21 protein-coding genes and 1 tRNA gene are annotated in these 18,197 nt (G+C 66.3%); 14 read left to right on the top strand and 8 right to left on the bottom strand.

The window, feature by feature from the left end:
• The first annotated feature begins 154 nt into the window (after positions 1 to 154).
• The 5 genes from MUG98_RS18865 to MUG98_RS18845 all read left to right on the top strand — a co-directional run bounded on the left by MUG98_RS18865 (position 155) and on the right by MUG98_RS18845 (position 3,375).
• Positions 155 to 475 (top strand): HalOD1 output domain-containing protein, encoded by a 321-nt coding sequence (locus MUG98_RS18865; protein WP_265108966.1) that lies wholly within the window; start codon positions 155 to 157, stop codon positions 473 to 475.
• 61 nt (positions 476 to 536) lie between these two features.
• A tRNA-Arg gene (locus MUG98_RS18860) sits at positions 537 to 609 on the top strand.
• 293 nt (positions 610 to 902) lie between these two features.
• Positions 903 to 1,151 (top strand): HalOD1 output domain-containing protein, encoded by a 249-nt coding sequence (locus MUG98_RS18855; protein WP_265108965.1) that lies wholly within the window; start codon positions 903 to 905, stop codon positions 1,149 to 1,151.
• Between the two features lie 385 nt (positions 1,152 to 1,536).
• Complete coding sequence (locus tag MUG98_RS18850) at positions 1,537 to 2,880, top strand: ribonuclease J (protein ID WP_265108964.1); 1,344 nt, start codon at positions 1,537 to 1,539, stop codon at positions 2,878 to 2,880.
• An 81-nt stretch (positions 2,881 to 2,961) separates the two neighbouring features.
• Positions 2,962 to 3,375 (top strand): NUDIX domain-containing protein, encoded by a 414-nt coding sequence (locus MUG98_RS18845; RefSeq protein WP_265108963.1) that lies wholly within the window; start codon positions 2,962 to 2,964, stop codon positions 3,373 to 3,375.
• 35 nt (positions 3,376 to 3,410) lie between these two features.
• On the opposite strand, the gene MUG98_RS18840 is transcribed toward MUG98_RS18845, so the two are convergent.
• Positions 3,411 to 4,766 carry an MFS transporter gene (locus tag MUG98_RS18840; protein ID WP_265108962.1) on the bottom strand — a complete coding sequence of 452 codons (1,356 nt, stop codon included), beginning with the start codon at positions 4,764 to 4,766 and terminating at the stop codon, positions 3,411 to 3,413.
• A gap of 173 nt (positions 4,767 to 4,939) precedes the next feature.
• Between MUG98_RS18840 and MUG98_RS18835 the strand changes: the two genes are divergently transcribed.
• On the top strand, positions 4,940 to 5,533 hold the full coding sequence (locus MUG98_RS18835; protein ID WP_265108961.1) for a class I SAM-dependent methyltransferase: 594 nt from the start codon (positions 4,940 to 4,942) through the stop codon (positions 5,531 to 5,533).
• A gap of 156 nt (positions 5,534 to 5,689) precedes the next feature.
• Entirely contained in the window at positions 5,690 to 6,079 is a 390-nt protein-coding gene (locus MUG98_RS18830; protein WP_265108960.1) for a DUF393 domain-containing protein, read from the top strand.
• A gap of 52 nt (positions 6,080 to 6,131) precedes the next feature.
• On the opposite strand, the gene MUG98_RS18825 is transcribed toward MUG98_RS18830, so the two are convergent.
• On the bottom strand, positions 6,132 to 6,923 hold the full coding sequence (locus MUG98_RS18825; RefSeq protein WP_265108959.1) for an HpcH/HpaI aldolase family protein: 792 nt from the start codon (positions 6,921 to 6,923) through the stop codon (positions 6,132 to 6,134).
• 164 nt (positions 6,924 to 7,087) lie between these two features.
• Between MUG98_RS18825 and MUG98_RS18820 the strand changes: the two genes are divergently transcribed.
• The gene (locus tag MUG98_RS18820) at positions 7,088 to 7,576 is read left to right on the top strand and encodes a cupin domain-containing protein (RefSeq protein ID WP_265108958.1); all 489 of its coding nucleotides are present in this window, start codon (positions 7,088 to 7,090) and stop codon (positions 7,574 to 7,576) included.
• Between the two features lie 31 nt (positions 7,577 to 7,607).
• On the opposite strand, the gene MUG98_RS25675 is transcribed toward MUG98_RS18820, so the two are convergent.
• The gene (locus MUG98_RS25675) at positions 7,608 to 7,967 is read right to left on the bottom strand and encodes a toxin-antitoxin system TumE family protein (protein ID WP_486606257.1); all 360 of its coding nucleotides are present in this window, start codon (positions 7,965 to 7,967) and stop codon (positions 7,608 to 7,610) included.
• Positions 7,968 to 8,069: 102 nt separating this feature from the next.
• On the opposite strand from MUG98_RS25675, the gene MUG98_RS18815 reads away from it, so the two are divergent.
• The gene (locus tag MUG98_RS18815; protein ID WP_265108957.1) at positions 8,070 to 8,771 is read left to right on the top strand and encodes a DUF6517 family protein; all 702 of its coding nucleotides are present in this window, start codon (positions 8,070 to 8,072) and stop codon (positions 8,769 to 8,771) included.
• Between the two features lie 160 nt (positions 8,772 to 8,931).
• Here the strand turns inward: MUG98_RS18815 and MUG98_RS18810 are convergent, their stop codons facing one another.
• The 3 genes from MUG98_RS18810 to MUG98_RS18800 form a co-directional block, all read right to left on the bottom strand.
• On the bottom strand, positions 8,932 to 9,225 hold the full coding sequence (locus tag MUG98_RS18810; RefSeq protein WP_265108956.1) for an Hsp20/alpha crystallin family protein: 294 nt from the start codon (positions 9,223 to 9,225) through the stop codon (positions 8,932 to 8,934).
• Between the two features lie 141 nt (positions 9,226 to 9,366).
• The gene (locus MUG98_RS18805) at positions 9,367 to 10,950 is read right to left on the bottom strand and encodes a sulfatase (RefSeq protein WP_265108955.1); all 1,584 of its coding nucleotides are present in this window, start codon (positions 10,948 to 10,950) and stop codon (positions 9,367 to 9,369) included.
• Between the two features lie 168 nt (positions 10,951 to 11,118).
• Positions 11,119 to 11,271 (bottom strand): DUF7560 family zinc ribbon protein, encoded by a 153-nt coding sequence (locus tag MUG98_RS18800; protein WP_265108954.1) that lies wholly within the window; start codon positions 11,269 to 11,271, stop codon positions 11,119 to 11,121.
• Positions 11,272 to 11,459: 188 nt separating this feature from the next.
• Here MUG98_RS18800 and truA point away from each other — a divergent pair, with 188 nt between their 5' ends.
• The 3 genes from truA to MUG98_RS18785 all read left to right on the top strand — a co-directional run bounded on the left by truA (position 11,460) and on the right by MUG98_RS18785 (position 13,098).
• Positions 11,460 to 12,344, top strand: a complete 885-nt coding sequence (gene truA / locus MUG98_RS18795; protein ID WP_265108953.1) for a tRNA pseudouridine(38-40) synthase TruA — start codon at positions 11,460 to 11,462, stop codon at positions 12,342 to 12,344.
• 124 nt (positions 12,345 to 12,468) lie between these two features.
• Positions 12,469 to 12,714, top strand: a complete 246-nt coding sequence (locus tag MUG98_RS18790) for a hypothetical protein (RefSeq protein WP_265108952.1) — start codon at positions 12,469 to 12,471, stop codon at positions 12,712 to 12,714.
• A 60-nt stretch (positions 12,715 to 12,774) separates the two neighbouring features.
• Positions 12,775 to 13,098 carry a NifU family protein gene (locus MUG98_RS18785; protein WP_265108951.1) on the top strand — a complete coding sequence of 108 codons (324 nt, stop codon included), beginning with the start codon at positions 12,775 to 12,777 and terminating at the stop codon, positions 13,096 to 13,098.
• A 91-nt stretch (positions 13,099 to 13,189) separates the two neighbouring features.
• On the opposite strand, the gene MUG98_RS18780 is transcribed toward MUG98_RS18785, so the two are convergent.
• Positions 13,190 to 14,608, bottom strand: a complete 1,419-nt coding sequence (locus MUG98_RS18780; RefSeq protein ID WP_265108950.1) for a M28 family peptidase — start codon at positions 14,606 to 14,608, stop codon at positions 13,190 to 13,192.
• A gap of 97 nt (positions 14,609 to 14,705) precedes the next feature.
• Between MUG98_RS18780 and pepF the strand changes: the two genes are divergently transcribed.
• A complete protein-coding gene (gene pepF / locus MUG98_RS18775; RefSeq protein WP_265108949.1) occupies positions 14,706 to 16,499 on the top strand; it encodes an oligoendopeptidase F in 1,794 nt (597 codons plus the stop codon).
• 44 nt (positions 16,500 to 16,543) lie between these two features.
• Here the strand turns inward: pepF and MUG98_RS18770 are convergent, their stop codons facing one another.
• A complete protein-coding gene (locus tag MUG98_RS18770; RefSeq protein WP_265108948.1) occupies positions 16,544 to 16,864 on the bottom strand; it encodes a DUF7994 family protein in 321 nt (106 codons plus the stop codon).
• Positions 16,865 to 16,944: 80 nt separating this feature from the next.
• Between MUG98_RS18770 and pan2 the strand changes: the two genes are divergently transcribed.
• Positions 16,945 to 18,177: a proteasome-activating nucleotidase Pan2 gene (gene pan2, locus MUG98_RS18765; RefSeq protein WP_265108947.1), complete on the top strand. Its 1,233-nt coding sequence runs from the start codon at positions 16,945 to 16,947 to the stop codon at positions 18,175 to 18,177.
• The last annotated feature ends 20 nt before the right edge of the window (positions 18,178 to 18,197 follow it).

Below are 18,197 nucleotides of genomic sequence, written 5' to 3'. Positions count from 1 at the left end.
CGCGAACCGATCACCGACCCGTATTTTTGATCGGTACCTCCAGCCGAGCGGTGAGGAACCGATCGGACGACGACGTCCGGCTTCTTCCTCTCTGATACGCTGTTGCTGAAATATTGGGCCATTTTCTTCACCTCTGCCACCCTCACCAGTAGTCATGAACACATCGGACACCTCTACGACGATCGCTGTCGCGGACGATCGGAGCCCCAGTACGGCCGTTATCGATCTACTCGCTCGCGTCAAGGGGGTCGATCCGCTCGATCTCGAGCCTCTCTACTCTGCGATCGATCCCGACGCGCTCGATGCGCTCTGCCGGTCGGGATCCGGCTTCGACTCGATCGAGTTCACCTACGGTGGCCACGGTGTCACCATCGCGGCTACCGACGGCGAACTCGAAATCACGATCGCATCCGAGCGGTCTCCAGTTAGTGAGTCCCCCGGTCACGAGACGGCGGACACCGAGTCGTCGCTGTAAGTCGTCGGCGACCGATCGGAAGGGGAATCGTTATGTCGCCGATCGGACTAGGTTGTCCCGAGGGCGCGTAGCTCAGTGGACAGAGTCCTTGGTTCCGGACCAAGATGTCGGGGGTTCAAATCCCTCCGCGCCCGTGCCCGCTCTCGGTCACACGCGCGTGAGCACTAACGTTCGAGTCGACCGGCCAGTCCATCGGCCTGTGCGCCCGATTCCTCCGTTTCTTGATCTGTCTCCGAGTCTGTTACGGAGGGCGATTTTCACTACCTGTATTTAAATCATACGACCGTTCTGACGTGTTCGTTACCAGCATCTGAAATCCGGCCAGACGCCGATAGAGAGAGTAACGGCGGCGTTCATGGATGGATGGGGATTGAACAGTGATGAACGGACGGTACCCGTTTATGATATTGATAATCTGTGGTAAACGATGCAAACCGACATCTGCAAGGGGGATGACGAATCGGGAACTTGGGACGAACCTGCAACAGCGGTCGTTATGATGGTCGCGGATGCGAAAGATGCTGATCCGCTCGATCTCGACTCGCTTTACGAGGTCGTCGATCCGGACGCACTTGCCGGGCTGGTCTCCCGCTCTGAAGGACCAGTTCGAATCGAGTTCGAGTACGAGGGATACGCGGTAACCGTACGAAGTGACGGTCACGTTCACATCGAATAACTCCTCGCGGCATATTTGAGGAATTGCTTCGGACGTCAGGTATCTCGAACGCGAGCGTGTAACGGCCGTCGCGATGCCGGCGCACGATTTCCTCGCCGGCCGTGCGGCCGTCGTCGGGGTGTGAATCTCGGCCGTCGTGGCGACCGCTGAGGCCTTCAAATCCCGACAACTGCAGGCTGAGAGAGAGGCGACCGAGGATTACTTACGTCCAGAGGATCGTTGTTGACCTAACCGAAACACGCGCTGTCCGTGGCGCAGTTGGGATCGAACGGTACTGCGAGGGACGCGATCGACGGCGCCCGTCTGCAGGCCCGATCTGTTCTCACACCGCCAGCCGTGCTGGCTGTACGACTGTCCCCCGGGACTGCTATGATCGGCTCCACCAATGGAAATTGAAATCGCGACGATCGGCGGCTACGAGGAAGTCGGGCGACAGATGACGGCTGTTCGCGCCGGTGACGACATCGTGATCTTCGACATGGGACTGAACCTGTCGAAGGTCCTGATTCACGACAACATCCGAACCGAGGGGATGCACAGCCTCGACCTGATCGACATGGGCGCCATCCCCGACGATCGGGTCATGAGCGATCTCGAGGGCGACGTCCGGGCGATCGTGCCGACCCACGGCCACCTGGATCACATCGGGGCGATCAGCAAACTCGCCCACCGGTACGACGCACCAGTCGTCGGGACGCCGTTCACGATCGAACTGGTCGAGGGAGAAGTCGACGACGAGCAGAAGTTCGGTTTCGACAACGACCTGCTCACGATGGAGGCCGGCGAAACGATGTCGATCGGCGACCACGGCTGCGAACTCGAGTTCGTCAACGTCACCCACTCGATCATCCAGGCGATCAATCCCGTGCTGCACACGCCGGAAGGGGCGATCGTCTACGGACTGGACAAGCGGATGGACCACACGCCGGTCATCGGCGACCCGATCGACATGGAGCGGTTCCGCGAGATCGGTCGCGAGGGCGACGGCGTCCTCTGTTACATCGAGGACTGTACGAACGCGAACAAGAAGGGCCGGACGCCCTCCGAGAACGTCGCCCGCGAGCATCTGCGGGACACCCTCTACAGCATGGAGGACTACGACGGCGGCATCGTCGCCACGACGTTCGCGAGCCACATCGCCCGGGTGAAGTCGCTTATCGAGTTCGCGCGGGAGATCGGCCGTCAGCCGATCCTGCTCGGCCGATCGATGGAGAAGTATTCGGGGACCGCGAAACGGCTCGGCGTCGACTTCCCGTCGGACGTCGAAATGGTCGGGTATCGCCGGTCGATCGACCAGACCCTGGAACGGATCATGAACGACGGGAAGGGGAACTTCCTGCCCGTCGTGACGGGCCACCAGGGCGAACCGCGGGCGCTGCTCACGCGGATGGCACGCGGCGAGACGCCGTACGACCTCGATCCCGGTGACAAGGTCGTCTTCTCCGCCCGCGTCATTCCGGAGCCGACGAACGAGGGCCAGCGCTACCAGGCCGAAAAACTGCTCGGCATGCAAGGGGCACGGGTCTACTCCGACGTCCACGTCTCGGGTCACCTCCGTCAGGAAGGCCACTACGAGATGCTCGACGCGCTCCGGCCGGAGCACCTCATCCCTGCCCACCAGGAGATGAGCGGCTTTTCGGGGTACGTCGACCTCGCGTCCGATCGCGGCTACACGCTCGGACGTGATCTGCACGTGACGTCGAACGGGAACGTGATTCAGCTGGTTTGAACCGACGCTCGCGGAGCGTCCTCGAGCGGTCAACAGGGACCCGATCGCGATTTGAAGTCCCTGTCGCCCGTACCGTCGCGTATGGATCCCGAACGGTTGCGAGTCCTGGCGACCGACGGCGTCGTCTTCGTCGACGGGCAACTCCTCCTGATGCAACGCGACCACGAGCCGTACGACGGTGACTGGGTGTTACCGGGTGGACTCGTCGAACGCGGCGAGACCGCCCGGTCCGCGTGTGAACGCGAGGTCGCGGAAGAAGTCGGGATGGACGTCACCGCCGATCGGTTCGTCGGCCTGTACGACGAACCCGATCGGGACCCGAGAGGGAACGTCAGCGCGGCGTTTCGCTGCGCACCGGTCGCCGGTGCCGAGCCACGGCCGCTCGAGGAGGCCCGGGCAGTCGACCTGTTCGATCCCGAAGACCTGCCCGCGATGGGGTTCGATCACGAGACGATCGTCACCGACGCGCTCGATGCGGCGGGAAGCGACGGGTAGCGATCGATCGCTGCGCCGGGGACCGGACGTTGTCATCACCACTCCGTCAGTGCGTTCGTCCCGTGGAACCACACCAGGATGGCGAGGAACGACCCGACGCCGGTCAGCGCGAACGCACCACCGACGTAGAACACTGATGCCATGTTCACTTCGTACATGAGCCAGCCGCCCAGCAGGGGCGCGATAACGCTTCCCGGACGCCAGACGAGTTCGCGAATGCCGAAACTCGAGGCGACGCCTCCGTCGTCGGTTCCTTCGTCGGCGAACAGCGCCATGCTCGCCGGCTCGCGGAAACTGTCCGCGATTCCCAGCAGCCCCGAGAGGGCGACGAGCGGCAGGAACGCCGGCGAAACCGCACCGAACAGCGTGACCTGCGCCGGGACCGTTCCGGCTGGTAGCCACGCCGGCAGCGCCGCGCCCGCGAGCACCGTCGGAACCGTCACGACGAGTTCGGACGGCGACCCGAGCGCCGCTCCGATCGCCGGCGAGAGGGGAACGAACAGCGCGATCAGTCCGTACGCTCCTCCGCCCGCGAAGACGAACAGTGCTCGTCCGTACCCGTCGGAGAGTCGGCCCGTGAACGGCTGGCAGCACATGTTGGTGAACTTCTCGGCGACGACGGTAAGCGCGACCGCGAGGCCACCGTAGGCCAGCCCGCCCTGCGCGGCGGCGACGCCGGCGAAGATCGGTACCCACGTTCGAACCAGCGTGACCGAAAACGCGTACTGGAAGCGAAAGCTCGAGAGGGTGAGGATGCGCCGGTTGAGCGCGAGGTCGGCGAACGGGAAACCGGGGATGCGCGTCTCGTCGGCCTCGAGGTAGCGGAGCGTGCCGAGCCACGCGACGAGCAGCAGGCAGACGATGATCGCGAAGATCGGGCCGAACCCGAACGCCTCGTAGAGCGTCCCCGCGCTGAGACTCCCGCCGATCGACGCGGCGAAACTCGCCGCGTTCGCCTTGCCGATGTAGTTCGCTCGCGTGCCCCCCGCGGCGAGTTGACCGACGAGCGACAGCGACATCAGCCCGGAACCGGTGACGGCGACCCCTTGCAGTGCGCGGATCGCGATGAACGAGAGACTCGAATCGACGACCGGGAACAGCCCGTAGACGCCGATTCCGATCCCGAGGACGACGAGCAAGACAGTTCGTTTGTCGAAGCGGTCTCCCGCCCACGCGATCGGGACGACGGCGGCCGTCTGGGCGAGCGTGAACCCCGTCGTGTACAGTCCGACGACGAGTCCGGCGCTGATCGTCAGGCCGAGGATCGTCGTTCCGGTCGGTTCGAGCGTATTGATGTAGTACGGCAGCAGCGTGATCAGCGTGATGAACCCGAACCCCTCCGCGAAGCGGGCGAGATAGAGGGCCCAGAACTGCAGTCGATCGTCGTTCACACGGCTCCTTTCGAAGACGGCGAAAAAGAGGCTTCGAAACGAAGCACTGGCTGCGGCGCCGCGCTCCGGGACGCCGTCGGAGCCACAGCCACGTGGCAGCGCTCGAGCGCGTCGATTCCCGCTCTCTCGGCGGCAGCCAAACGATTATACTCCGTGCACTTCGAACCCCCACCATGGATCGCTTTCGAAACACGGGACAGCCGGACTGGGACTGGTGGGGACGGCTCTGGCCGACGCCTGGCGAAACGCTCCGGCGACTCGGGGTCGCGGCCGGTGACTCGCTCGTCGAAATCGGGAGCGGGAACGGCTACTTCGCGCTCCCGGCCGCCCGGATCACCGACCCCGCCCCGGTATACGCCCTCGACCTCGACGAAACCCTGCTCGCGGAACTCGAGACAATCGCCGACCAGCAGCGGATCGAAAACGTCGTTCCCGTCCGCGGCGACGCCCGATCGCTCGCATCCCACCTGCCGGAACCGATGGACGTCTGCCTGCTCGCGAACGCGTTCCACGGGATCGAGGACCCGACGGCGTTCGTCGAACAGGTGTGTACCGCGCTCGAGACCGCCGGGTCCTTCGTCGTGATCAACTGGTTGCCGCTCCCGAGAACGGAGACGACGGTCGCCGGCGATCCGCGAGGACCGCCGACCGAACTCCGACTCTCGCCCGCCGAAACGCGGACACTCGTCGACGACGCCGCCGACTTCGATCGGACGCGGCGGGTCGATCTGCCACCGTACCACTACGGACTCGTCTTCGAGCGATAGCCGGTCGTCGCTTCGCGTGGGCCCTGCATTCAGAGAGCGATCGGGCCGCGCTGCTTCTGCCCCTCGATTGGTCACCTCCGCCAATACTGTTCTGCCGACTCGATCGATCGTGGATTTGGAGTCAGACGTTAGTGGCTGCGGCCCGACAGGACGAATATGATCGAGCCGACCCTCGTCTACGACGACGACTGCGGCTTCTGTACGTGGTGGGCCGAGTACGTCGACGATCGGACGGACGTTCGAATCGTCGGGTTCAGCGATCTCACGCCCGAGTTGCGCGAGCACCTGCCGGAGTACTACGAGGAGTGTGCACACCTCGTGACCGACGAGCGGGTGTACTCCTGCGGGGCGTCGATCGAAGAAGCGCTCCGCCGATACGACAGCGGTGGCCCCGTCGGCGACACCATCGAATTCCTGCGGAACTTCGAGGACTACAGGCGCCTCCGCGAGGGGGCGTACCGGCTCGTCGCGGACAACCGCGACCTGTTCGGCCGGGTCCTCTCGCGGACGCCGGCGGCCCAGCGCCCGTCGCGGGAGGACCGCTGATCACGGCCCGATCGGGTTCGCGCCCCGGACCCGCCCCGGTCGTCGGGGCCCGCTACCCCTCGTACTCGTCGAGCCACGATCGGACCGCAGCCTGCAGCGCGCCGGTCGTGCTCCCGAGGTTCAGGAGCTGGTACCCCGCGTCGGCTTTCTCGTTGACGTCGTCCATACCGAATCCGAGTCCGCCAAGGGGGACGTCGGCGTCGAGCGCACCCTCCCGAATCTCGGCGACCGCGCCCTGTACCTCGTCGTGGGTCGGTTCGCCGGGGTGACCGAGCGAGACGGCCAGATCGAGCGGGCCGGCGAACACGAACCCGAGGTCCGGCACGGCCAGGATCTCGTCGAGGTTCTCGATCGCCGCGGGGGACTCGATCGTGACGCCGACGACGATCTCCTCGTCCTCCGTCTCGACGTAATCGTCGGTCGTTCCCCATCGGCTCGCGCGGGGATTGGCGAAGCCGCGTTTTCCGGGGTCGCCGTCGTACCGGAACCGTGACGCCTCGACGGCCCGTCGAACGTCGTCCGCGGTCTCGATCCGCGAGACGAAGAGATTCCGGACGCCGGCATCCAGCGTCTTCCGGACCATGCCGGGATCGGGTTCCGGCAGTCGGACGAGGAGTTCGGTGCCGGAGACGTCCGCCGCCCGCAGGAGGTCGGCCATTCGCTCGCCGTCCCACGGACTCGGGCCAGCGTGTTCGAGGTCGATCCAGACGAACTCGAGGCCGAGGTCGCCGTAGAACTCGACGAGTTCCGGACTGTACGTGCTCTCGAGGACGCCGAGTGCAACCTCGTCGCCTTCGAGCGTCTCGCGAAGGTCGTTCGTTCGTGGTGCCGAAGCCGGTGCCATGCTCGTGACGGACCAGACAGATCCGGATAAACCTTCGCGCGGCCTGTTCCGGGGATCGGAGCTCGATTCGGCAATCCCAGTTCCGGCGTCGGTCCGGCGAGCGGCGGTGGAGTATCCATCGATCGCCCACGGGGATTCTTCCGCCAGTGAAACGAACGGCGCGTATGGAGCACGTCTCGATCGACGAAATCGATCCGGAGCCGTACGAAAACGCGTGGCAGTCCGATCGACGGGCGCTGTCCGACCCGCTGAACGCGACGAACCTTGCGATCACGCGCTACGCCCTCGAACCGGGCGAGCGGTTCAGCGGGTCGGTGCACGCCCACGCGGACCAGGAGGAGGTATTCGTCGTCCTCGAGGGGACGGCGACGTTCGAGACGAGGGCCGGCGACGTCACGGTCGAGAAAGACGAGGCGATCCGGTTCGCTCCCGGCGAGTTCCAGTCGGGATACAACGACGGCGAGGCGGACCTCGTCGCGCTCGCGATCGGCGCGCCCAGGGAGACCGAGGACGTTCGGATCGATCGGATTCCCGTGCTCGACGATCGGGACGTCGCGTGTCCCGACTGCGGACACGATAGTATGCGAATCCCGGACGAGAGCGATTCGGGGCTCGTCTGTCCGGCGTGCGGTGCCGAACTGGATCCGGAGTGACCTGACGGAGAGACGAATCTGACGGCGGAGCTCACTCCCAGAGCCGATCGACGTGTTCGCCGAGTTGGCCGAGACCGTCGGCGATCACGTCGCGACAGTCGGCTGGAAACGACGTGTCTTCACCCGGCGTCTCCGCGTCCGGTGGCGGGTGAACGAGGTCGCGCGCATTGTGCGCGTTCGGGTGGCGATCCCATCGGCACTTCCACTGGCTCCTGTCGGTGTCCTGCTCCGAGTAGTGAGCACTGAAATCGTCGGGCTCGGGGCGAAAGAGCCGGTGACGTCGTACAGCGCATCGATCGGGATCGGGCCCGGAAAGCCGCTTTCCTCGCCGATCTCGAAGACGAACCCCATCGTGCCCGTGAGTCGCGTGCCGATCTGCCGGATGAGAAATCGGTCAAAACGGGAAGAACGACAACTGAGAGACACTATTGCGGCATCGTGACCGTCTAGAACCCAACACACTCATGGTTCCCGAACCGAAAACTCCGGCAAGATGGACCGCAGAACTGTCCTGGCCGGCGCGGGAAGCATCGGACTCGCGAGTCTCGCGGGCTGTCTCGGCCTCACTGGGCTCGATTCACACGAATCCCAGCCCGCGGGCGTCGAGGCAGGCGTCCGCGAGGAGACCGGGTACGAACAGACCGAGATCGAGTCGCTCGAGATCGAAGAGACGTTCGAAGTGGGGCCCTACTCGGAGACGATCACGGTGACGAATCACCTCACCGAACACGAGAAAGCCGTCGACATGGGACCGCTCGGCAACGCCCGGGGAGCCGTCTTTCTGCTCCTGACGACGCCACAGGTTTCGATCGCCGGACGGGAGTTCAACCCGGTGGGGGAGATGTCGACCACGGAACTCGTCGACCTGGTCGAGGACAACTACGACGGCATCGACGACATCAGCCGGGAAGCGGACGAGACGGTCACGGTCCTCGATCAGGAAACGACGATGTCCCGATTCACCGCCAGCGCCGAGTTCGAGGGCCAGTCCGTCGACGTCTTCTTGCATCTGACCGAGGCCGTCGAGACCGAGGACGACCTGCTGGTCGCGATCGGCGTCTATCCGTCGCAGGTTCGGTCCATGGAGGAGTCGAACGTCCACGACCTCGTGGCTGGCGTCGTCGAGGAGGCCGACGAATCCGAAAGCACCGGCAGTGCGGACGATGGCGGTGACGGCGCCGACGGTGACGAGTAAAGCGGCGACAACGAGACCGACGAGGAAGACGACGGCTTCTCGAGCCTCTCGAAGCCATTCTGGCGACCCGTAGCTCGCCGGTTACGTTCCACGGGGCGTGGCCGATCGCCCCCGTCGTGATCGAACTCGGTTCCCTGGCCGATCGTCCTCGTGACCGATCTCACCACCGCCACCGACGGTCCGTTCCGATCGAGACGGTGAGCACGCCGTTGTGGTAGTGGGCCTCGCGCTCGTCGGTGAAGCCGTGTCGGCGCGTCGGCGGCGTGACGGTCCAGACGGCGTCGCGCGCCTCGCGGGCGACCGCGATCCGAACGCGGGTCGTGCCCGCTTCGACCGTGACGTCGTCGACGTCGGCGGGGGCTGCGTCGACGACGACCGTCAGACGCTGGGTGGATCGATCGTACAGGCAGCGAGCGGAAAGCGAGTAAGTCTCGGCGGACGTGGCGGGTGGCACGGGACCACGTACCGACGGATGACGGAAACGATTCCGCGTGCATACGTGTCCGCTTCATATCGGCGAGTGCGGGTGCGATCGCGATACCGTCGGCTGCCCGGTCAGCGAAATCGACCGCGATCGACGATCGGGCGACGCGCACTAGAGGTAGCCCAGGTCGGCCAGCCGCTCTTTCGTTCCCGCTCGCATCTCGACCGCCTCGGTATCGTCGACGTCCGCGATCGGGTCGAACCGGGACTCGAGCCGGTCTCGGAGCGCCCGTGCCTGTGTGCGCTCCCTGGTGGCGACGTCGTCGTGCTCGGCCGGATCGGTCGGGACGTGGTGGAGTCGCTCGAAGCCGTCGTCGCCGTGGACGTACTTGTACTCGGTCGTCCGAATCGCCCGCAGGCGCCGATCGAACTCGCGAACGCGATCGGGAATCTCGCCGAACCGCGCCTCGAGGCGCTCGATCGACGGCTGGGGCGCGACGTACTCGGCGAAGACCGCATCCCGCGGCTCGGTGTCGGACTGCGGGTGGAACGATCGACTCGAGCCCTGCGCGAGGAGGTCGGGATCGTCGACGCCGACCGTCTCCAGCAGCGTCGCGGGAAGATCGAGGAGTTGGACGAGATCGCGACGACGGCCGCCGCCGGTGAACGCTCCGCCGTGGATCGCCAGCGGGACGTTCAACAGCGTGTCGTAGAGGTTGTACTGGTGACCGAAGAAGCCGTGTTCGCCGATGTGCTCGCCGTGGTCGCCACAGACGACGAACAGGGTGTCGTCCCACTCGCCGGCGTCCTCGAGTGCCGTCCAAAGCCGGGAGAGCTGGTCGTCGACGTAGGCGAGTTCGGCCCGGTAGAGCCCCCGGAGCAGCGCGAACTCCCGATCGGACAGCTGGTAGTCGTCGCAGTCGTAGGCCCGGGGATCCTGCCTGACCGCGGTCGCCTCCTCGTAGGTCGCGCCGGCAGGGAGAAACTCGTCGGCGTACTCCCGTGGCGGATCGTACTCGACGTGGGGTTCGATGAAGTTACAGAACAGGAAGAACGGCCGATCGTCGGTGCGGCCGCCGAGCCAGTTCTCGATCCAGTCGACCGATCGGGCCGCGCCGTCGTCACCGGCCGGCTGGAGCAGTTCGCTGTAGAGGATGTTGGCGGCGTTGACCAGCGGATTGCCGTCGAAGAGGCGGTTCCTGGTCGCCTGGAGCTTCTCGTTTACGTCCTCGCCGCGGACGACTGCGCCCATGTCCGCGTCGGACTGGATGTACTGCCAGCCCTTGCGGAGATCCTCGAACCCCTGATCGAAGCCGAACTCCTCGGTAATCCAGGTGTTGTTCGAGACGCCGATCGTCTGGTAGCCCGCGTCGGCGAACGCCTCGGGCAGCGTCCGCAGGTCGTCGTCGAGGTAGGTGTGATCGCCGTGAGTGCCGTGTTCGGAGGGGTACAGGCCGGTGAACAGCGACGCGTGGGAGGGGAGCGTCCACGGCGCGGTCGCGAACGCGTTCTCGAACGCGGTCCCCTCGGCTGCGAGGCGCGACAGTGTCGGGGTGGGTTGCGGCCCGTCGCACTCGTGACCGCTCGACAGGGGTGCGCTCCGGGACGCTTCACCGACGCCGTCGGCAGGCCCGGTTCCGTCCCGGTCGTCCGGAAACGCACCGACGCTCTTCGATCGTGCCGTATCGAGGATCACGAGAACGACGTTCCGCACAGTAGTGTGTGACTTCGGGTCACGCTCGTTGGACTCGCCCATAGATGGGGGTACCTCCGCCGCTCGTAGGGAAGGTCACCCACCCGGAGTATGCAGGCGATTCACGATATCGCGTACACGTTCGAAATCCGTTTTTCCGCTATTCGTACGGACCGGACCACTCCCCCGGATTCCCGCCCGCTTCTCTCGCCGTTCGTTCCCGAGGGACGATCACGCGGAACGGCCCTCCCTCGTCACGAAATGGGTGTCGGCGATCGGACGGCCACAGAGCGGACACCCGCTCCGTATCGCGACCGATCGCTGTCGCTCGTCGAACTCGAGGCGTGCCGTGCAGTCCGGACAGGTAAACTCGTATCTCGCCATGGACGTTCCTCCTCTATCCGGACGGAGGACGGCTAGCAGGGTGGCTTGCCATCCTCGATATCGGGGCCGTTTAAGACACGCACCCGTCGTGGGGTTCGAGCTGATCGACGATCGCCCCGCTCTCGTCGTGTATTTCGTCTCGATCGGTGTCGACGTACCTAACACGCTGGCACTCCTCCGTCGAATCGATGCCTACGCGCGCGTTCCGGATCGCCTACGACGGTACCGGCTACCACGGCTTCCAGCGCCAGCCCGACGTTCCGACCGTCGAGGATGCCATCTTCGGCGCACTCCGATCGCTCGGCGCGTACGATCCCGACGCCGATCGCGAGGGCCCCGATCGGCCGGCCGGCTACGCCGCCGCCGGCCGAACCGACGCGGGCGTCTCCGCCCTCGCCCAGACGATCGCCCTGGTGGTCCCCGACTGGCTCACGCCGCGCGCGTTCGACGCCGACCTCCCCGCGGACGTCCGGGCGTGGGCGGCCGCCGACGTATCCCCGTCGTTCCACGCCACGCACGACGCCACGCGGCGGGCGTACACGTATCACCTGTACGCGCCGCCCGCCGACGGCGATCGAACTCGGACCGACGACACCCCTCTCGACGGCGGCCTGGGTGCACGGGTCGACGACGATCGGTTTCACACGGCCTGCGAGGCGCTCTCCGGCAGGCACGACGTCCACAACCTCACGCCGGACGATCGCAACACCGAGCGAGACTTGACCGTCGAGGCGACGCGGGACGGCGACGTTCTCGTGATCACCGTTTCCGCGGGCGGGTTCGCCCGCGAACTGGTTCGGCGGGTCGTCTCCCTGGCACACGCCGTGGGGACCGGCGACGAGACGCCCGAAAAGATCGATCGAGTTCTCGCATCCGATCCGCTGCCGGGCCACGAGGGAATCGCGCCCGCGCCGCCCGAACCGCTGGTCCTGACCGACGTCGCGTACCCGGACCTCGAATTCACGATCGACGAGCGGGCGGCCGAGAGCGCCCGGGCCGTGTTCGAACGCCGGCGGATCGATCGGCTGACGGGCGCGCGAGTGGCCGGGCAAGTGGCCGACGGGATCGACTGACCCCTCGTCGGTCGGTCGACACCCCGATCGATCCGCCGTCGATCGACTCCGGTCGACCCCGGATCCCGCTCGCGCCGGATCGGACTCGGGTACACTTTTTATCGCCGACCGCACACGCCGGAGCATGGATCTCTCGCCGGAGGAGTACGGAGCGTACTGGCGGGCGTCGATTCGGGTCGCAGCCGGCATCCTCGTCGTCTTCCTCAGCTACCGGTTCGTCGTCGCGGGGCTGTTGTCACACGGAAACGCCGGCGCGATCGCGCTCGGAATCGTCCTGTTCGCCGCGCTGGTCGCCGCCGGGAGCTACGTCGCGATGCTCGGAATCGCGCGCGTCGTCCGGACCGCGGTCGACGCCGAAATGCGCGGATAGCCCGGGACCCGAAACCGATCGTGGACAGGGTTATTTCCCTTCGACCCCCTACGGGTTCGTATGAGTGAATCCCCGTCGGACCGATCCCCGGAAGACGAGATCAGAGACGCCGTCTCGCTGTTTCTCAGGCGGAACTTCCCGCAGATCGAGGCCCACGGCGGCGACTTCGCGATCACCGGCGTCGACCGCGACGAGCGCCACGTCTCGATCACCCTCAGCGGCGCCTGCGACGGCTGCGGGATCAGCCCGATGACGACCCAGGCGATCCAGCAACGGCTCCCGGGCGAGATCGACGCGATCGATCGCGTGTCGGTCACCCTCGGCTTCGACGGGATGGCCGGCGAGGGGACCCCGCGCGACGTGCCGGAGGACGTCCCGTTCTAACGATCGTCCGCTGATAGGCTCGCCTTCCACGATTCACCCGTCGATCGCAACACTGTCTCGCGATCGAGGCTGCGGTGACTGGGAGCCGACCCTACGACTCCCACGCGGCGGGCCAGACGTCGGCCGCGCGCATCCCCGGTTCGTAGTCCTGATCGCGGAGCCGATCGCGGAGGTCTGCCTCGTCGACCCGTGGCACGTCCGCTCGCGTGAGTTCGCGAACCAGCAGCGCCGTCAGCATCGCGTGTTCGCGCAGGTTGCGCGGATCGACCTTGTCCCGCGTATCCGCCGTCGTGTGCCCCCAGCCACGGCCGCGCTCGCTCCCTTCGGGCGGTTCGCTGTGCAGTTGCAGCGCGGGGACGCCCGCCCGCAGGAACGGCCAGTGGTCGCTGAACGGGTGCGGCTCGGGCTCCCGGCCGATCGGCTGTCCGACCTCGTCGGCGACGCGCTCGGTCACCTCGGCCATCGTCTCCGAGCCGTGCGTGAGCGCCCGCAGGTTCCGGAACCGGCCCGCGCCGTCGACGTTGACGACCGCCCGGATCGCGTCCGGATCGAGGTCGTCGGCCAGCGCCTCGGCACCGAGCAGGCCGATCTCCTCGCAGCCGACGCCGGCGATCCGCACCGGACACGCGAGTTCGTCCTCGATCGCCGCGAGGGCCCTCGCGGCACCGACGACGGTGGCGATCCCACAGCCGTTGTCGAGTGCACCCTCGCCGACGTCGTGGGCGTCGTAGTGTGCGAGGACGAGTACCTCCTCGTCCGCGTTTTCACCTGGGACACCTCCGAGAACCCCGTGAACGTTCTGGCTCGACCCCCGGCGGGTCGTCGCGTCGACGCGGATCCGCGCTCTCGCTCCCCGATCGGCGTACTCGCTCAGCCAGTCGTGGGTCTCGGCGCTGACGCCGACGCCGGGGACGGCCGCCTCAGCGTCGAATCGCAGCGCCCCCGTCGGCGGTAACTGACCAGGGACGTGGTTGGCGAAGACGAACGCCGCCGCGCCGGCGGCGACCGCGTGCCCGAACTTCTCCATCCGGTGGACGAACCGCTGGTCGGGGGGCGTCGTCGTGCTCGCGACGGCGATGCCGCCCTGGACGACCGATCCCGCCGCTTCGATCTCGTCGGGCGTGCCGTAGCCGACGTCGACCAGCGGCCCCTCGATGTCCCCCGGCGGGGAGTACGGGAGCGCGATGGCCTCGAAGGATCGATCGATCGATCCGGTGCCCTCGGTATCGCTCCCCCGCGTTGGCTGGTCGCCGACGACCGCGAACTCGGTCTCCCCGCGCTCCCAGTACTGCACGGGAAATTCGTCGATCCGGACGTCCGCGAGGCCGGCGTCGGCGAACGCTTCCCGGACGAGTTCGGCCGCTCGCCGTTCGCCGGGGGAGCCCCCCATCCGGTGTGGCAGTTCGGTCAGTCGCGTCAGCAGGCCCCACGACCGATCGTCGGTCCACGCGCTTCCGAGTGCACGTGCGGCGTCGTCCGTGAGAACTGGTCCAGGTCCACGTTCCGTCATACCCCCTTTTTGTCCGGCCATCGGCAAAAGCCGTCGGTACGGTCGGCGCTCGCGATGCTCCGACACGTTTTACCACTGCCGTTGCAAACGGAGCCCTATGAGTTCCGTTCCAGAGCGCTCCGAGATCGACGAGGACTATACCTGGGATCTCGAGAGCATCTACGCCAGCGACGACGACTGGGAGGCGGCCTACGAGGCGGTCGCCGATCGAATCGACGACCTCGCGGCCTACGAGGGAGGGGGCGCCGACGACGCCGACACGCTGCTCGCCGTCCTCGAGTTGCGCGACGAGATCATGCGCGACGTCTCGACGGTATCGGCCTACGCCCGGATGCGCCGCGACGAAGACACCACGAACCAGCACTACCAGGCGCTTTCCGCCCGCGCACAGTCGCTCGCGGCCGACGCCCAGTCCGCGGCTTCCTTCATCGAACCGGAACTCCAGGAACTGACTCGCGAGGAGTTCGAGGCGATGGTCGAGGCCGAACCCGACCTCGAGACGTACGACCACTACGTCGACGACGTGCTCCGAATGAAGCCCCACACCCGATCGGCCGAAGTCGAGGCCCTGCTCGCGGACCTGAGCGAGGTTACGGGGGCGACCGGCGAGGTGTACAACATGCTCTCGAACGCGGACATGGAGTTCCCCACCGTGGAGGATCCCTCCGGGGAGACCGTCGAAATCACCCAGAGCAACTTCGTCAACCTGCTCAAGCGACCCGATCGGGAGTTCCGCCAGCGCGTCTACGAGGCGTACTTCGACGAGTGGGCGTCGGTCCGGAACACGGTCGCCGCGTCCTACAAGAACAGCGTCAAGGCCGACGTCAAGACGGCCCAGGCGCGCAACTACGATACCGCCCGCGAGGCGGCGCTCGACGGCCCCAACGTCCCCGTCGACGTTTACGACACGCTCGTCGACTCCGTTAACGACAATCTCGACAAGCTCCACCGCCACGCTGAACTCAAACGGGAGGCGCTTGGCGTCGACGAACTCCGGATGTGGGACGTCTACATGCCCCTGACGGGTGACGAGGGGCCGGACGTCGACTACGACGAGGCGACCGACCACGTCGTCGCCGCGCTCGAACCGCTCGGCGAGGAGTACCGGTCCCGCGTCGCCGAGGGCCTCGGCTCACAGTGGGTCGACGTCTACGAGAACGAGGGGAAACAGTCCGGCGCCTACTCCGGGGGCACCTACGACACCCAGCCGTTCATTCTGATGAACTACCAGGACGACATCTCCTCGATGTACACGCTGGCCCACGAACTCGGCCACTCGATGCACTCCGAGTTGACGAAGGAGGAACAACCCTACGTCTACTCGGGCTACGAGATCTTCGTGGCCGAGGTCGCCAGTACGGTCAACGAGGCCCTGCTGACGACCCACCTCCTCGAGACGGTCGAGGATCCGGAGTTCCGAAAACACGTCCTCAACGAGTTCCTCGAGCGCGTCCGTTCGACCCTCTATCGCCAGACGCTTTTCGCCGAGTTCGAACACGAGGCCCACCGACTCGAGGAGGCGGGCGAACCGCTAACCGCCGATCGACTCGACGACCTCTACCACGATCTCAAGGCCGAGTACTACGAACCGGCGGCGATCGACGATCGGATCGCCCGCGAATGGATGCGCATTCCCCACTTCTACCGCGCGTTCTACGTCTACCAGTACGCCACCGGAATCTCGGCGGCGCTCGCGATCGTCGACACCATCCTCGATGAGGGCCGGTCCGCCGCGGAGGACTACCTCGCCTTCCTCCGGCGGGGTTCCCGGGAGTATCCGCTCGACCTCCTCCGGATCGCCGGCGTCGACATGAGCAGTTCGGACCCGATCGATCGGGCATTGGAGAGTTACGGCCAACGACTCGACGAGATGGACGCGCTGCTATCGTAGCGGTCGAGCCGGTTCTCGCCCGAACTCGATCGCCACCCTCGCCGTCACGGAACGACGCCGTCGGAAGCGGCGGCCCCGAGGCCGACACGCCCGATCGCAAACAGCGCGACTGCGAGGAGTCGCGCTCCGACGCTCACCGGCGGCGACGCGACGACCCAGCCGATCGCGAGCGGCGTCGTCCCGAGCGCGTACAGCTGGTTCCATCGAACCGTCCGGCCGGCGAGACCGATCTCGTCCCGGTCAAAGGACAGTACGTCCACGGTGCCGGCCCCGGCAAGCAGAATCACGCCGGCGATCGACGAGCGGCGATGGCCTCGAGATGCCCGGCAGTCGTCTCGTTCCGTCGGAATCTCTCCCGTTGACACCTCCTGAACGCTCGGTCGTGGAAATCCGGCCGGGACCCAAAGGCACATTTATCGTCGGGGACTTATCGGTGCACGTTAGGATGTCTCGAAGCCCGTCTATCCCCGATCGACCCCACCGCGATATCGATCCTGATCTGCCGGACGACGAACGGCTCGAGGCGCTCCGCGGCCACTACGAGGACCTCGTCGAAGTCAACGAACAGCTGTCCGACCAGCTCGACGACGCCGACGACCGCCGACAGCGCCTCCGTGAGAAAGTCGATCGCGTCGAACGCGAGAACGAGACGCTCAAGAGTTCGTCGCTGTACATCGCGACCGTCGAGGACGTGATGGAGGGCGACGAAGTGATCGTCAAACAGCACGGGAACAACCAGGAAGTGCTCACCGACGTCTCGCCCCGGATCGTCGACCGGGTCGAGCCCGGCGACCGCGTCGCCGTCAACGACTCGTTTGCGATCCAGACGGTGCTCTCGACCGAGACCGACGCGCGCGCACAGTCGATGGAGATCACCGAACGGCCCGTCGTCAGCTACGCGGACATCGGCGGCATCGACGAACAGGTCCGCGAGGTCCGCGAGGCCGTCGAACAGCCGCTCACCCAGCCCGAGATGTTCCAGGAGGTCGGCATCGATCCGCCGAGCGGCGTCCTCCTGTACGGCCCGCCGGGGACGGGCAAGACGATGCTCGCGAAGGCCGTCGCCAACGAGACCGACGCCACCTTCATCAAGATGGCCGGCTCCGAACTCGTCCGCAAGTTCATCGGCGAGGGCTCGCGGCTCGTCCGCGACCTCTTCGAGATGGCCCGCGAACGCGAACCCGCCATCATCTTCATCGACGAGATCGACGCGATCGCCACCCGCCGCACCGAATCCAAGACCTCCGGCGACGCCGAGGTCCAGCGCACGATGATGCAACTCCTCTCCGAGATGGACGGCTTCGAGGCCCGCGGCGAGATCCGCATCATCGCCGCCACCAACCGCTTCGACATGCTCGATCGGGCCATCCTCCGGCCCGGCCGCTTCGACCGCCTCATCGAGGTCCCCGAACCCGATCGGGACGGCCGCGAGCAGATCCTCGCGATCCACACCCGCGGCATGAACGTCGACGACGACGTCGACTTCGCGGCGCTGGCCGACGAGACCGAGGGCTACTCCGGAGCCGACATCGAGAGTCTCGCGACCGAGGCCGGCATGTTCGCGATCCGGAACGATCGGGACGAGGTCCGCCACCAGGACTTCCTCGACGCCTACGAGAAGATGGAGCAGGACGACTCGAGCGACGTGATTTCCTCGCCCGGATACTTCTACCAGTAACGACCTTTTGCTCTGTCGTT

This window comes from Halosolutus halophilus (assembly GCF_022869805.1).
Lineage (GTDB): Archaea > Halobacteriota > Halobacteria > Halobacteriales > Natrialbaceae > Halosolutus > Halosolutus halophilus.
The sequence above is the reverse complement of the archived record's forward strand: the minus strand, read 5'-3'. Positions and strand labels throughout refer to the sequence as shown.

Excerpts from the sequence above, each read along its gene's own strand:
- MUG98_RS18865 (WP_265108966.1), top strand. The coding sequence starts at position 155 with ATGAACACATCGGACACCTCTACGACGATCGCTGTCGCGGACGATCGG.
- MUG98_RS18855 (WP_265108965.1), top strand. The coding sequence starts at position 903 with ATGCAAACCGACATCTGCAAGGGGGATGACGAATCGGGAACTTGGGAC.
- MUG98_RS18850 (WP_265108964.1), top strand. The coding sequence starts at position 1,537 with ATGGAAATTGAAATCGCGACGATCGGCGGCTACGAGGAAGTCGGGCGA.
- MUG98_RS18845 (WP_265108963.1), top strand. The coding sequence starts at position 2,962 with ATGGATCCCGAACGGTTGCGAGTCCTGGCGACCGACGGCGTCGTCTTC.
- MUG98_RS18835 (WP_265108961.1), top strand. The coding sequence starts at position 4,940 with ATGGATCGCTTTCGAAACACGGGACAGCCGGACTGGGACTGGTGGGGA.
- MUG98_RS18830 (WP_265108960.1), top strand. The coding sequence starts at position 5,690 with ATGATCGAGCCGACCCTCGTCTACGACGACGACTGCGGCTTCTGTACG.
- MUG98_RS18825 (WP_265108959.1), bottom strand. The coding sequence starts at position 6,923 with ATGGCACCGGCTTCGGCACCACGAACGAACGACCTTCGCGAGACGCTC.
- MUG98_RS18820 (WP_265108958.1), top strand. The coding sequence starts at position 7,088 with ATGGAGCACGTCTCGATCGACGAAATCGATCCGGAGCCGTACGAAAAC.
- MUG98_RS18815 (WP_265108957.1), top strand. The coding sequence starts at position 8,070 with ATGGACCGCAGAACTGTCCTGGCCGGCGCGGGAAGCATCGGACTCGCG.
- MUG98_RS18805 (WP_265108955.1), bottom strand. The coding sequence starts at position 10,950 with ATGGGCGAGTCCAACGAGCGTGACCCGAAGTCACACACTACTGTGCGG.
- MUG98_RS18800 (WP_265108954.1), bottom strand. The coding sequence starts at position 11,271 with ATGGCGAGATACGAGTTTACCTGTCCGGACTGCACGGCACGCCTCGAG.
- truA (WP_265108953.1), top strand. The coding sequence starts at position 11,460 with ATGCCTACGCGCGCGTTCCGGATCGCCTACGACGGTACCGGCTACCAC.
- MUG98_RS18790 (WP_265108952.1), top strand. The coding sequence starts at position 12,469 with ATGGATCTCTCGCCGGAGGAGTACGGAGCGTACTGGCGGGCGTCGATT.
- MUG98_RS18785 (WP_265108951.1), top strand. The coding sequence starts at position 12,775 with ATGAGTGAATCCCCGTCGGACCGATCCCCGGAAGACGAGATCAGAGAC.
- MUG98_RS18780 (WP_265108950.1), bottom strand. The coding sequence starts at position 14,608 with ATGACGGAACGTGGACCTGGACCAGTTCTCACGGACGACGCCGCACGT.
- pepF (WP_265108949.1), top strand. The coding sequence starts at position 14,706 with ATGAGTTCCGTTCCAGAGCGCTCCGAGATCGACGAGGACTATACCTGG.
- pan2 (WP_265108947.1), top strand. The coding sequence starts at position 16,945 with ATGTCTCGAAGCCCGTCTATCCCCGATCGACCCCACCGCGATATCGAT.